Annotated in this window: 13 protein-coding genes; 4 read left to right on the forward strand and 9 right to left on the reverse strand. The window is 68.2% G+C overall.

The genetic code is table 11. The features are described 5' to 3' along the window. Positions 1–8: 8 nt before the first annotated feature. Together tal and tkt are read right to left on the reverse strand one after the other, a co-directional pair. Complete coding sequence (gene tal / locus ACSQ14_RS24250) at positions 9–1,157, reverse strand: transaldolase (protein WP_436017361.1); 1,149 nt, start codon at positions 1,155–1,157, stop codon at positions 9–11. Continuing rightward, entirely contained in the window at positions 1,154–3,283 is a 2,130-nt protein-coding gene (tkt, locus tag ACSQ14_RS24255) for a transketolase (protein ID WP_436017363.1), read from the reverse strand. The genes tal and tkt overlap by 4 nt, the downstream gene beginning before the upstream one ends. A gap of 176 nt (positions 3,284–3,459) precedes the next feature. Here tkt and ACSQ14_RS24260 point away from each other — a divergent pair, with 176 nt between their 5' ends. Next, on the forward strand, positions 3,460–3,726 hold the full coding sequence (locus tag ACSQ14_RS24260) for a trehalase-like domain-containing protein (protein ID WP_436017365.1): 267 nt from the start codon (positions 3,460–3,462) through the stop codon (positions 3,724–3,726). Between the two features lie 194 nt (positions 3,727–3,920). Here ACSQ14_RS24260 and ACSQ14_RS24265 read toward each other — a convergent pair whose 3' ends face one another. From ACSQ14_RS24265 to ACSQ14_RS24280, 4 genes are all read right to left on the reverse strand, one after another. After that, entirely contained in the window at positions 3,921–4,139 is a 219-nt protein-coding gene (locus ACSQ14_RS24265; protein ID WP_436017366.1) for a DUF4113 domain-containing protein, read from the reverse strand. Between the two features lie 73 nt (positions 4,140–4,212). Continuing rightward, positions 4,213–4,362: a hypothetical protein gene (locus ACSQ14_RS24270; RefSeq protein ID WP_436017368.1), complete on the reverse strand. Its 150-nt coding sequence runs from the start codon at positions 4,360–4,362 to the stop codon at positions 4,213–4,215. Positions 4,363–4,466: 104 nt separating this feature from the next. Further along, complete coding sequence (locus ACSQ14_RS24275) at positions 4,467–4,730, reverse strand: hypothetical protein (protein WP_436017370.1); 264 nt, start codon at positions 4,728–4,730, stop codon at positions 4,467–4,469. A gap of 607 nt (positions 4,731–5,337) precedes the next feature. Next, entirely contained in the window at positions 5,338–5,514 is a 177-nt protein-coding gene (locus ACSQ14_RS24280) for a hypothetical protein (protein ID WP_436017372.1), read from the reverse strand. Between the two features lie 947 nt (positions 5,515–6,461). Here ACSQ14_RS24280 and ACSQ14_RS24285 point away from each other — a divergent pair. The 3 genes from ACSQ14_RS24285 to ACSQ14_RS24295 all read left to right on the forward strand — a co-directional run bounded on the left by ACSQ14_RS24285 (position 6,462) and on the right by ACSQ14_RS24295 (position 9,948). Further along, on the forward strand, positions 6,462–7,232 hold the full coding sequence (locus ACSQ14_RS24285) for a phytanoyl-CoA dioxygenase family protein (RefSeq protein WP_436017374.1): 771 nt from the start codon (positions 6,462–6,464) through the stop codon (positions 7,230–7,232). Positions 7,233–7,392: 160 nt separating this feature from the next. Continuing rightward, positions 7,393–7,938 carry a hypothetical protein gene (locus ACSQ14_RS24290; RefSeq protein ID WP_436017376.1) on the forward strand — a complete coding sequence of 182 codons (546 nt, stop codon included), beginning with the start codon at positions 7,393–7,395 and terminating at the stop codon, positions 7,936–7,938. A 408-nt stretch (positions 7,939–8,346) separates the two neighbouring features. Continuing rightward, on the forward strand, positions 8,347–9,948 hold the full coding sequence (locus ACSQ14_RS24295; protein WP_436017378.1) for a hypothetical protein: 1,602 nt from the start codon (positions 8,347–8,349) through the stop codon (positions 9,946–9,948). A 68-nt stretch (positions 9,949–10,016) separates the two neighbouring features. Here ACSQ14_RS24295 and ACSQ14_RS24300 read toward each other — a convergent pair whose 3' ends face one another. The 3 genes from ACSQ14_RS24300 to ACSQ14_RS24310 are packed head-to-tail and all read right to left on the reverse strand — an operon-like array spanning position 10,017 to position 12,201. Continuing rightward, on the reverse strand, positions 10,017–10,469 hold the full coding sequence (locus ACSQ14_RS24300; protein WP_436017380.1) for a nuclear transport factor 2 family protein: 453 nt from the start codon (positions 10,467–10,469) through the stop codon (positions 10,017–10,019). Positions 10,470–10,502: 33 nt separating this feature from the next. Further along, the gene (locus tag ACSQ14_RS24305; RefSeq protein ID WP_436017382.1) at positions 10,503–11,267 is read right to left on the reverse strand and encodes an SDR family NAD(P)-dependent oxidoreductase; all 765 of its coding nucleotides are present in this window, start codon (positions 11,265–11,267) and stop codon (positions 10,503–10,505) included. A 13-nt stretch (positions 11,268–11,280) separates the two neighbouring features. Next, positions 11,281–12,201, reverse strand: coding sequence for a TIGR03619 family F420-dependent LLM class oxidoreductase (locus tag ACSQ14_RS24310; RefSeq protein WP_436017384.1), 921 nt, complete (start codon positions 12,199–12,201; stop codon positions 11,281–11,283).

Here is a 12,201-nt window from a genome sequence, read left to right on the forward strand (position 1 = left end):
CGGCGCTCCTATGCGCGGGCGGTGGGCGTCTCGCCCTTCAACTGCAGGCGCTTGGCGGCGAGCGCGGTCAGCAACTCGTCGAGTGACTTGGCGAACAGCTTCACCCCGTCGACCACCAGCTGATCGGTGACACCGTCGAGATCGAGGCCCAGGCGCTGGGTCTCGGCCAGCACCCGGCGCGCACCGTCGAGATCCGCCTGCAGCGTCGGCGCCACCGTCCCGTGATCGCGGAAGGCGTCGATCGTCGCAGGCGGCATGGTGTTGATCGTGTCCGGTCCGATCAGGGTGTCGACGTAGAGCACGTCGAAATAGGTCGGGTCCTTCGTGCCGGTGGAGGCCCACAGCAGCCGTTGCGGCGCGGCCCCATTCGCGGCGAGCGCCTTCCAGCGGTCCTCGCGCACCAGGTCGAGGTAGTGCTGGTAGGCCACCTTGGCGTTGGCGATGGCCACCTTGCCGCGCAGCGCCTTCAGCGCCGCCGCCTCCGCGTCGCCCGCCTGGACCCGCGCATCGATGGCCTTGTCGATCGCCGTGTCGATGCGGCTGACGAAGAAGCTCGCCACGCCGTGCACCTTGGCGACGTCGCCGCCGGACGCCTGATAGGCCTCCAGCCCCGCCATGTGCACCTCGGCGACGTCGAGGTAGGCCTGGAGGCCGAACAGCAGGGTGACGTTGACGTTGATCCCCTCGCTGACCAGCTGGCGGATGGCCGGTGTTCCCGCCTTCGTGCCCGGGACCTTGATCATCAGGTTCGGCCGGTTCACCGCGCCCCACAGCTGCCGGGCCTCGGCGATGGTGCCTTCGCTGTTGTCGGCGAGCTTGGGGCTGACCTCCAGGCTGGCGAAGCCGTCGGCGCCGCCGAGCCGGTCATAGGCGGGTCGAAAGTGGTCGGCGGCCGCCTGGATGTCGGCGACCGCGAGTTGCTCGTAGAGCGCGTCGGGTTGAGCGTCGCCCTTCGCCAGCAGCGCCTTGATGCGCGCGTCGTAGGCGTCGCCGCCGGTGATCGCCTTGTTAAAGATCGTCGGATTGGAGGTGACGCCCCTCAGCCCGTCCTCGGTGATCAGCCGGTCGAGCTCGCCGCTCTCGAGGATTTCGCGATCGAGGTAGTCGAGCCAGATCGATTGGCCGGCCTGCGCCAGCTGCAGCAGTGGATTGGTCATAGGTCTGTCCGGAATCGCGCGGCGCCGACCTGCCGCCGGGCGGCCTCGGAGACCTTGTCAGCGGTGAAGCCGAAGCGGCGCATCAGGTCGCCGCCGGGCGCGGAGGCGCCGAAGGCGTGCATGGCCAGCGCCTCGCCGTCGGGTCCGACGTAGCGGTCCCAGCCGAGCGGCGAGGCGGCCTCGACCGCCACCCGGGCGGTCACCGCGCGGGGCAGCACCCCGTCGCGATAGGCCGGCGGCTGCGCTTCGAACAGGTCCCAGGACGGCATGGAGACGACGCGGACGCGCAGCCCCTCGCCCTCCAGCGTCTCGCGGGCCGCGACGCACAGCCCGACCTCCGCGCCGGAGGCCATCAAGATCACCTGCGGCACGCCGTTCGCGCTGTCCGCCAGCACGTAGGCGCCGCGGGCGAGGCCCGCGGCCGGCGCATAGGCGGTTCGGTCCAGCGTCGGGACCGCCTGGCGCGACAGCACCAGGCAGGCGGGGCGGTCGGTCTGGGCCAGGATCGTGCGCCAGGCCTCGGCCGTCTCGTTCGCGTCGGCGGGACGCAGCACGATCATGTCCGGGATGGCGCGCAGAGCGGCCAGCTGTTCGATCGGCTGGTGGGTCGGGCCGTCCTGGCCGAGCGCGATCGAGTCGTGGCTGAACACGAACACCACCGGCTGCTTCATCAGCGCCGCCAGCCGGGTCGGCGGGCGCATGTAGTCGGAGAAGATCAGGAAAGTGCCCGTGTACGGGCGCAGGCCGGAGAGGGCGAGGCCGTTGGCGATCGCCCCCATTACGTGCTCGCGCACGCCAAAGTGTAGGTTGCGGCCGCCGTAGTTCGGCGCTTCGAACTCGCCCGCGCCGTCGAAGTCCAGGTGCGTCTTGGTCGACGGCGACAGGTCCGCCGAGCCGCCGATCAGCCAGGGCAAGCGGGGCGCGATCGCGTTCAGCGCCTTGCCCGACGCCTCGCGCGTGGCGATCCCTTTCGCATCGGCGGGGAAGGTCGGCAGGTCGCGGTCCCAGCCGTCGGGGGCCCTGCCGGCGAGCAGCCCGTCGAGTTCGGCGGCAAGCTCAGGGAAGGCCTGACGGTAGCCGTCGAGCGCCGCTTGCCAGTCGGCGTAGGCCTGCTCACCGCGGGCGCCGAGCGTGGCGGCGACCCGCTCGCGCACGCCGTCCGGCACCAGGAACGGCGGCTCCTCGGGCCAGCCGTAGGCCTGCTTGGTGAGCTTCACCTCCTCCGCGCCCAGCGGATCGGAGTGGATCTTGGCGGTGCCCTGCCTGTGCGGCGAGCCGTAGCCGATGACGCTCTTCATCCGGATCAGGGTCGGGCGATCGTGCCGCGACTTGAAGGCCGAGACGGCGCGGGTGAAGGCGGCGCAATCATTGGCGTCGTCGACCATCTCGACGGCCCAGCCGTAGCCGTGGAATCGCGTGCCCACGTCCTCGCTGAACGCCAGTTCCGTGCCGCCCTCGATGCTGACGTTGTTGTCGTCGTAGATCCAGCAGAGGTTGGACAGCTTCAGGTGCCCGGCGAGCGACGCCGCCTCGCCCGAGATACCCTCCATCAGGTCCCCGTCGCTGCAGATCGCATAGACGCTGTAATCGAAGATCGTGTGGCCCGACCGGTTGAACCGCGCAGCCAGCCAGCATTCGCCCATCGCCATGCCGACGCTGTTGGCCGCGCCCTGGCCCAGCGGACCGGTGGTCGTCTCCACGCCCGTGGTGTGGCCGTACTCCGGATGGCCCGGGCAGACGCTGTCCAGCTGCCGGAAGGCCTTGATGTCGTCGAGGCTGACCGCCGGCTGCCCGGTCGGTCGGCCCGCGGCGTCGAGGCGGGCGACGCCGGCCAGGTGCAGGAGGGCGTACAGCAGCATCGAGCCATGGCCGGCGGAGAGCACGAAGCGGTCCCGGTTCGGCCAGTGCGGCGCGGCCGGCGCGTAGCGCAGGAACCGGGTCCACAGGGTGTAGGCCACGGGCGCCTGGCCCATCGGCGAGCCCGCGTGGCCGGACGCGGCCTTCTCCACCGCGTCAATGGTCAGGGTGCGAATGGTGTTGATGGCTGTCTGATCGATCTCGGCGAAACCGGGCGCGGACGACGCCTGGTCTGGGGCGCGAGCCCCGCTGGTGGCCTTCAGGTCCATGATCTCACCCGCCGGTGGTCGCTGCGATGGAGTATCGGCCGCAGCCGGCGGCGTTCGGCGCCGCGGTCGAGAGGCGTCGGGGCAACGAATGGCGGGGATGGCAGTTCCGTACGCGCGGCGCGGAAGCTCGACCCTATACGTCGGCGAGGGTTCGGGCGGCGCGACCAGGGAGTCCCATGGCGGCTCGCATCGATGACTATGGTCTGATCGGCGACTGCGAAACCGCGGCGCTGGTAAGTCTCGACGGCTCCATCGACTGGCTGTGCTGGCCGAGGTTCGACAGCGGCGCCTGCTTTGCCGCGTTGCTGGGCGATCGCTCCCACGGACGTTGGCGAATAGCGCCAGCCGACGAGCCGGTGGCTGCGCATAGCTGTCGTTGTAGATGTTCACGCCGGCCTCGCCCCAGAGCAGCACCATCGGAAGCGGCGAGCGCAGCGCGATAGCCGTGGCGGTTTTCAGGCTCGGCGGCCAACCCGCCAGTGGTCCGAGCGGCGTTGAGGCCAATCGTGCGTGGCTATCAATTCCGCCGTCGCGCCGCCGCCCCGAAGGACGGGGTTTCAGGAACTCAGCGGCTCCCCAGAATGAATAGATCAGCGACTCCGGCTCGAAGGAAACCTCTGCTTACAATCCGTCACAGCTATGCTCGGGCGGTCGGCAGCTCGTCCACGCGCGAAAGATATCGGGGCGAGCGCCACGCCGACTTCTGCGCTGCGGCCTTGGCCCCACCAGCGGAGGCCACGAACACCGAACCCCGGCCAAATTTCCGATTCAGCTGGTCGACCGCGCTCATGAGCTGCTCGGACCCCTCCAGGCTCCGGCCCACGAACGCGCTCATCTGCACCTCGTCGATCGGCACTCCAGGGCCGGCTCGAAGACGCGTTCGCAGGAGCAGTAGAAGCAGTTGCCGTCCGACAGCGCGATCACGCGCGTCATCGGCTGGCGCCTGGATGTCGCCGAAGGGTCCAGCGCACCACGCCCCAGATCGCGACGTCGGCGATCGGCGCGACCGCAAAGGCGGGCATGGCGGGGTTCTCGATCATCAGACCGAGCCGGCCATTGTCGGAGACCAGACGCTTCACCGACCGCCCGGACTGGGTCGAGCGCCCGCCTCTCACGGCAGGTTGGACTGTAGAGGGCACAGGTCAGGCGGCGACCTCCCGAAGCTCATTCCGCCGCACATCCGTCAGGCGGCCTGAGCGAGCAGGAACGCGCGGACTTCCCCCGTCCCGGCCCTATCGCCCAGTTCTCTCACGAACTCGCGTCCCGCCTCGGTGAGCTGGCAGACGTAAGGGGCCGTGGGTTTGCTGTTCGCTCGTCCAAGGCGCGTCACCAGCCCCTTGTTCATGAGCCCCGGCGCTTGCTTGAAGGGGACCTCTCCGATGCCGTCAGTGGTCTCAGCGAGTTCGACCAACGCCCGCTTCTGGGCCGAACCAACTTGCCGCGTCATCGTGCGCTCCCCGTCCCTCCAGGAAGGGTAATGGAGTCCAGATTGTGGCGTCAAGTTGTCGAAACCTGGAGTTGCCGAGCGCGTTCCCCCCAAATGGACATGGGTTGCAGTTGTTGGCAGAGATGCCGACAACGACCCAACCAAGAGGGGCGAGAGTTCACCTCTCGTCGGTGAGACCGGGTTCTCCGCTGGACTTGTGATCGTCCTTCGCGGCCAAGGCGCGCACGAGACGCAGGATGGCCCGGCGCACACGCGGAGAGGCAACCTTCGGCCGCGCCCTCTTATGCGCCCAGCACGCATCGGTCACGCTTCTGGTAGGGGAGCAGCGAGGATCGCCCGCTCAAGGCCACCAGCTTGTGAGAGCACATGTCTCGGTGGAGATAGCCGCGTGCCGACGCAGTTCAACGTCGAGAGCGGCTTGGTCGTGCCGATCTTCGACGTGGAGACCTGAGCCTCGCCTTGGTCAGCGCGCACATGTCCATCTTCAGCGGAGGTCGACTTCCTGGGTGCGGGTGTGAACGCGGAGCGCCTGAAGCGCACCTAAGCTGCAGAACTTGCCTATCGGGCGCGGACCGTCGACTATCCGACATCTGCGTTAGGCCGTGCGCTACTGGCTGAACTCCGCGCCACGGCGTGCGGTCTTCTCCTCATCAGGCTCACCTTCGATGGCCAGCTCGGGGTGCTTGCTGATCAGCAAGGCGCGGTCCTGCGCCATCTTTTCCCAGTAGCTGGCCATCTGGATGAGTTGCTCGCGCTGTTCAGCCGCATCCATCTTGGCCGCCAACTGGAGGCACTCTTTTGCGTGCAAGCGGTACTCGGAAGCCTTTTTCATAGGGTCCTAACTATGCCAGCGCCCCCCTCGTTCAACCCCTTTGAGCCCAACGTGAGCCGTACGGCGCGGCTGTGTGTCCCTACTCCGGCCACTCCGGTCGCAACGGCTCGTGCCAGTTCATCCCCAGCGCTCTCGCCTGGAACTCCACGTACCCGCTGCAGCCCAGCCGCGACAGCGGCTCTTCCGGTCCCACAAGCTGAACTCGACGGGAGATCGTGCGCCACCGCGACGGGGACCGCACGAACTTCCGGCGGAGCAAACCTGTATGTGGCCCGGCGCGCTAGGGCCCGCAGGGCGGCATAGCGAGGACGTTGGGTACGGCCGGCGGTCTCCGACAGCATCCAGGCGGCGTTGTCGTATGCAACCTCCCCCACCTCCAGCCGCTACGTCGGCCGCGCTCAATGACGAGCACGAAGTTGCCGGCGATCGGCGAGTGCCGGCCCGCGCCGGGCCAGCGGCGGAAGCGATAGGCGGCTCCAGAGGCGCCGAGGACGTCGATGAAATCCATAGCCGCAGCTTAGCTGCGCCGGGGCCCTAGCCGAAGCGCCGCGGAAGGGCGGAGTGATCACTTTCATGGCGTGATTAAGCGACGGCTAGGCCGGTGCCTTGCGAACCCCAAATCAAGGTCGGGGAGGGACGTTTCACGCCCAATCTATTATCTGCGAAATTCTGGCGGCTGCCTCGCTTGCGGGCGGCATGGTCTCACCCGGTGGGAGGCTGGCCGGCCACGAGAGGCGGCCCATGGTCTGGCCGCTGGCCTGCGCCGGTAAGACAGCGACGCAGCTTCGGCGGAATGCCGTTGTTCTTTGAGGTCGTCTAGCAGAAGATCCCATAGTTCTCCAGGCGCGCCCGCGATGAGGCGGCCAGTTGTCAACAGCAAATCGCCGCGGGAGGAGCCAGTGAACTCAGAGCAAGCCATCTTCGAACTGGAGGTGTTCGGCTTCACGGTGCTTCCATCGGTGCTAGAAACCACGGCGGCCGCGCGGTTGGGTGAGTTGCTCGATGCGGCGGACCAGGCGATCGGGACGGAATACGTCTACGACGGCGCCAATGCCCGCCTCGTGCCCTGCGTTCCAGCGATCGCGCAGGATTTCCTGCCGCTCATCGATCATCCGACCGTCATGCCGGTGATCGAGGCCGTGCTCGGGCGTGACATCGTGCTGGGCAGCATGAACTCCCGAATCGTCCGCCCAGGCGATCCCGCGCAGGGACTACACAGCGACATCCCGACCGTGCACCGACGGATCATCGGCCCGCCGGTAATGCTGCAGATCGCCTGGATGATCGACGGTTTCACGCTTGAGAACGGCGCGACCCGGCTGGTTCCCGGCTCGCATCGGGCGCCGGAGCCCGCACCGCCCGAAGACCGCATCGTGCCATACATTGTGGAGCCCACCGGCCCCTCCGGCAGCGTCTTGATCTTCAACGGTCAGTGCTGGCATGGGGGCGGCGCAAACAGAAGCGAGCAGCGCCGCCGCGCCGTCTTTGGCCACTATCGGGTGGGCCCATGGATGCGGTTCCAACTGGATCCGGCTCAGTATGTATCGGTGGAGCGGTGGGAGCAGATGTCGCCGCGCCAGCGGGAGATTTTGCGGATGACCCACGGACCATCTCAGAAAAACGCCGCCGACTACTACCCTGAGCAGGCTGTCGGACGACGCTACGACTGAGCTCAGTGCCCGGTGGCCCCATGCCGAGCGGCAGGGTTGAGGATGCGCCGCGGCAAACGCTGTCACGGATCGCGCGAGGTCGAGCCGTTGCTGGTGCAAAGCGCCACGTGCTGGCCCCGGCGACTTTGAGCCGAGCAGCTAATGCGTGCTCAGATAGGGCGTGAGGCCGCAGTCGACGACCGCCACCGCCGTCGGCGACCTCGAGTTCATGGAGTCCAATTTCCGGCGCTTCGCTGAGCAGACGGTTCGTCCACCCGCGGCCGAAAAGACAGGGGATGGCAATCTGAAGCTGCTGCGGCTGAGGCTCGTCGTGAATGACCTCGAAGCCGTACACGAGAACCTCGTCAGGCTGATCGCCCCCGCCAGCCGCAGCAATCCGTACGCCATCCGCCGGGGTAAGCTTGCGAAAGCCTTCCGCATCGGACTTGGCGGACTCGAGCTCGAGTACTGCCAACCGCTCTCGTCGAGTGCGCATCTCGCGGAGCTGCTGTCTGGCTTCGGTCCTGGCGTGCTTACGGCCGAATTCGCCGCGCGCGACCCTGAGATCGTGATCGATCGGGCGCGGGCCCGAGCTGGCGTCCAAGTCGGCACCGAGATCGACGTGTTCGGCGACGCGGTGGCCGAGCCCCGTTGCGAGATCGCCAGCCGTGACCTCGTCGGTTTCGAGGTGTTGCTCGAGCCCCTCGAAACACCAACTCTCGCTTGAGAGCGAAGAACGCCGTCGTGCGAAGCGCGCCGAAGCGTCGCGCCCCGCTAAACTGGCCAGTTACGTTGCCCTCGAACGTGGCGCGCAGTTCCAGTTTCAGGAAACCAACGAAGGTCCGCTCCTGGCGCTCTGCGGGACAATCTCGTGGCACAGTGTAGGCAGCAGGGTCGATCGGTCGCGAGGTCGAAGGCGCCGGCGGCTGGCGACCGACAAAATGGCCTGCCGTACGTATATCCGCGGCTTTGAACCCCTGCTGAGAGCGCAGATGTTGAAAAGATCGGCTGAGCTCGCCGAACCGCTCAAGTCCCAGGCGCATGACTCTGGGCGCGTGTTGCGTGGTCGAATGGCTGCGCAATGGACGCGAGCTCGACCTCAAGGAGGCACGGCCGCGCGAGGGGAGGTACAGAGATGTCGAAAGTCGCGAAAGCCGGCCGACCGGTCGTGCTGAGCCAGGTGGTCTGCGCGCTTCTTGCTGTGCCCTCGCTGGCTGCGGCAGCGCCAGGCGGTACCGTCGTCACTGTCGCGCCAGCCCGCCTCCCAGCCATCAGCCGCGTCGACGAGCGGTTCCAGTCCTACAATGTCGAGAGCGTCGAGGTGACCGGCGGCAATTTCTGGGCGCCGTATCCGAAGCCCGGCGAGCCGCCTCCCAAGCCGGTGGCGGGACCACACGGCACCGAGTTCGCGACCGGGGCTTACCAGCGGCGCGAACCGCTGGACCTGCAGGACAACAAGCGGCTGCGCATGCTCGCCAAGGCGCTGGGGCCGGCGTACATGCGGGTGAGCGGCAGTTGGGCCAACAGCGTCTACTTCCAGGACGACGACGGCCCGCCGCTCGCCAAGGCGCCGGCGGGCTACCAGGCGGTGCTGACCCGGTCGCAGTGGGCCGGCGTCGTCGACTTCAGCAAGGCCGTCGACGCGAAGATTCTCACCTCCTTCGCGGTCAGCCCCGGAGCTCGCGCGGGCGACGGGACCTGGAATCCCGAGGGCGCACGGCGGCTGTTCGCCTACACGCGCGCGCTGGGCTGGCAGATCGACGCCGTCGAGCTCGCCAACGAACCGAACGTCGCGCGGCCCGCCTATGGGCCAGCCAAGTACGCCCGCGACCATGTGGTGCTGCGCGAGCTGCTCGCGGCGGAAAGCCCGAGCACCAAGCTCGTGGGGCCGAGCTCGACCGGAGAGGCCGGCTTCAAGCTGTTCCCCGCCGTCCCGCCGAAGGAGGCCAGCACCGCCTACCTGCTCAGCGGGGAGCCGCGACCGAAGTTCGACGTCTTCTCCTGGCATTTCTACGGAGCCGTCTCACAAAGGTGCAAGGCGTTGAGCCGGGACGGCAGGGACGTGACGACCTCCCCGGCTGAAGCCCTCTCGGAGGAGTGGCTCGGCCGGGCCGACCAGGCCCAGCGCTTCTATGCGGGCGTGCGTGATCGGGCCGCGCCGGGCGCCCCGATCTGGATCACCGAGACCGCCCAGACCGCCTGCGGCGGCGATCCCTGGTCGGCGACCTTCCTCGACACCCTCCGCTATGTCGACCAGCTGGGCCGGTTCGCCAAAGGCGGCGTCGACGTCGTGTTCCACAACACCCTGGCGGCCAGCGACTACGCCCTCATCGACGATGTGACCTGGCGTCCGCGACCCAGCTACTGGGCGGCGCTCCTGTGGCGGCGCCTGATGGGCGAGGTGGTGCTGGACGCCGGCGCGCAGCAGCCGGGAACGCGCGTCTACGCCCATTGCCTGCGCGAGCGTCCGGGCGGCGTGGCGCTCATCGCGATCAACCTCAGCCGGACCGACCCAGCCAAATTGAAGCTGGCGTCGCCCGCGGAGCGCTACACGCTGTCGGCGGATGTTCTGGAGGGCCGGTCGGTGAAACTCAACGACGGCGGCCTGGAGCTCACGGCGAGCGACGAGCTTCCTGCCTTAAACGCGGTCCGCACCCCTGCGGGCGCCCTCGACCTTGCGCCCGCGACGATCACCTACCTGGCCGTTCCTGAGGCCGGCAATCCGGCGTGCCGGTGATCCAGCTGCGAGACGCAGGACATGAGCACGCAACTTCGGCGTGAGTCATTTTGGGCCGCTAGCGGCGATCAGCGGCTCTCCGCGCGCGGCGCTCGGTTCCGGGAGTGGCGGCTCATGTCGCCGGGCAGGTCGTGCAGGCTGTAGTCCCGGTAGGCGAACCGCCAGTGACCGTCGACGCGCTCGAAGCGGTCATGATACCGGCCGCAGATCACCGGCTGGAGCGCCCCGTCGCCGACCTGCTGCATGACCGTGTAGTAGGTCCGGCAAGCGCCGCGGCCGGCAGTCTCATCCACCTCGATGATCGGGTTGGTGATCACGTGCTTGGTGCGCGGCGTCCCGTCCTCGTAGACGATGATGCTGTCCCGCCACATCGTCAGCACCTCGGCAGAGCCAAGCTCGCCGATCGCGGTCTTGATACGGGCGTGCGCGAAGAGGTCCGCCGCCGCCTCGAAGTCACCGCCGTCGATGCACTCGGCGTAGCGGTAAACCAGGTTGGCGATCTCGACTTCGCTGCTGACCATGGGGTGGGGCTCCTGTTCCTGGTGGCGATGCGCTCAGCTCAGCGAGAAGCCCGCGTCGACCGCGAGCGTCTGATTGGTGACGAAGCGGGCGGCGGGGCTGGCGAGAAACAGCACCGCCGCGCCGATGTCGCGCGGCTCGCACATGCCGAGCGGCGCCCGCCGCGTGCCCGGCCCCGCGGTCGGCGGGCCCTTGGCGCCGATCGTCCCGGGGGTCGGCACGGCGCCTGGCAGCACGGTGTTGACGGTGATGCCGTGCTCCACCAGCTCGAGCGCGGTGATGCTGGAGAAGGCGGCGAGCGCGCCTTTCGAAGCGACGTAGGCGGCGGTTCCCGTGGCCAGCATGCCGGCCAGGACGCCCGAGGCGATGTTGACGATCCGCCCACCCGCGCCGGCGGCCGCCATGGCGCGGCCGATCTCGCGGGTGACGAGGAAGGCGCCGCGCGCGTTCACCGCCTGGACGCGGTCCCAGGCGTTGGCGGTCTCCTCCAGCAGGTACTGGCGATCCTGGACGCCGGCGTTGTTGACCAGCGCCCAGGGTGCGCCGTGCCGCGCCACGACCTCGCGGCAGGCGGCGACGACCGAACCTTCCTCGGACAGGTCCATGCGGATGGCGTCGGCGGCCAGGCCGGCCACCGCGAGGGCGTCGGCGCGGGCGCGTGCGCCGTCCGCATCGATGTCGGCGATCACGACCAGCGCGCCGGCTTCGGCCAGCATCTCGGCGATACCGGCCCCGATGCCGCTGGCGCCGCCGGTGACGAGCGCGAGCTTGCCGGAAAGCGAGAAGGGCGAGATGTTCATTCCGACGGCTCCTTCAGGCCACCGCCGGCATGATCTCTTCGGCCACCCACTGGGTGTAGTCGAAGTAGTCCTCGATGCTTTGGACCATCGGGATCGGCACCGCGCTCATGGTCACGCCGAGCTCTTTGAACCAGCCGAGCCGGTCGATGATCTCCTGCTTGGTCATGCCGGGCCGGGCCTTGGGATCGTCCTGAACCACGTGGCCTTCGCCGACGCGGGTCGTGGCGAAGCCGTAGAAGATGTCCGTCAGGTCGCCGTTGTAGTCCGGCTGCGACCTGATGAAGTCGATTCTGTCCGGGATCTGTTCCGGCTTGGTCAGGAACGGCCACCATCCGGACGCGTAGCGGGCGATCCGCTTCAGCACCGCATCGGCGTCGCCGCCGAACCAAACCGGCAGATGCGGCTTCTGAAAGGGCTTGGGCTCGAAAACGACATCGCGGAACGAGACGTACTTGCCCTCGAACGCCGGCGCCTCCTGCGTCCAGAGCGCCAGTATCGCCTGGATGTATTCCTCGCTCATCGCCCCGCGTTCGTGGAACGGGACGCCCAGCGCGTCGAACTCGCTTTCCAGCCAGCCGACGGCAAAGGTGATGGTGACCCGGCCGCTCGACAGCCAGTCCATCGTCGCGAGCGCCTTGGCGGTGACGATCGGGTGCTGCAGCGGCAGGATGGCGATGCAGGAGTTGACGCGGATCGCCTCCGTCGCGCCGGCGAGGTAGGCCATCGCCGGGTAGGCGCTGAAGTAGTGCGGCCCCGAAAGCTCCACGTGGTCCTTCGGGATCACATGATGCTCGGGCACGCTGATCATGGCGTAGCCGAGCTTCTCGGCCCACTTCGCCAGGCGCGTCTGGTCGGCGCCGGTGACGGCGGCTTCCCACGGTTGGCAGGTCGCTTTCAGGCGCGTCATGTGCGGCATGGAGAATGCGAGTTGCAT

Origin of the sequence: Phenylobacterium sp. LjRoot219, from assembly GCF_964252995.1 — a bacterium.
Classification (GTDB): Bacteria; Pseudomonadota; Alphaproteobacteria; order Caulobacterales; family Caulobacteraceae; genus Phenylobacterium.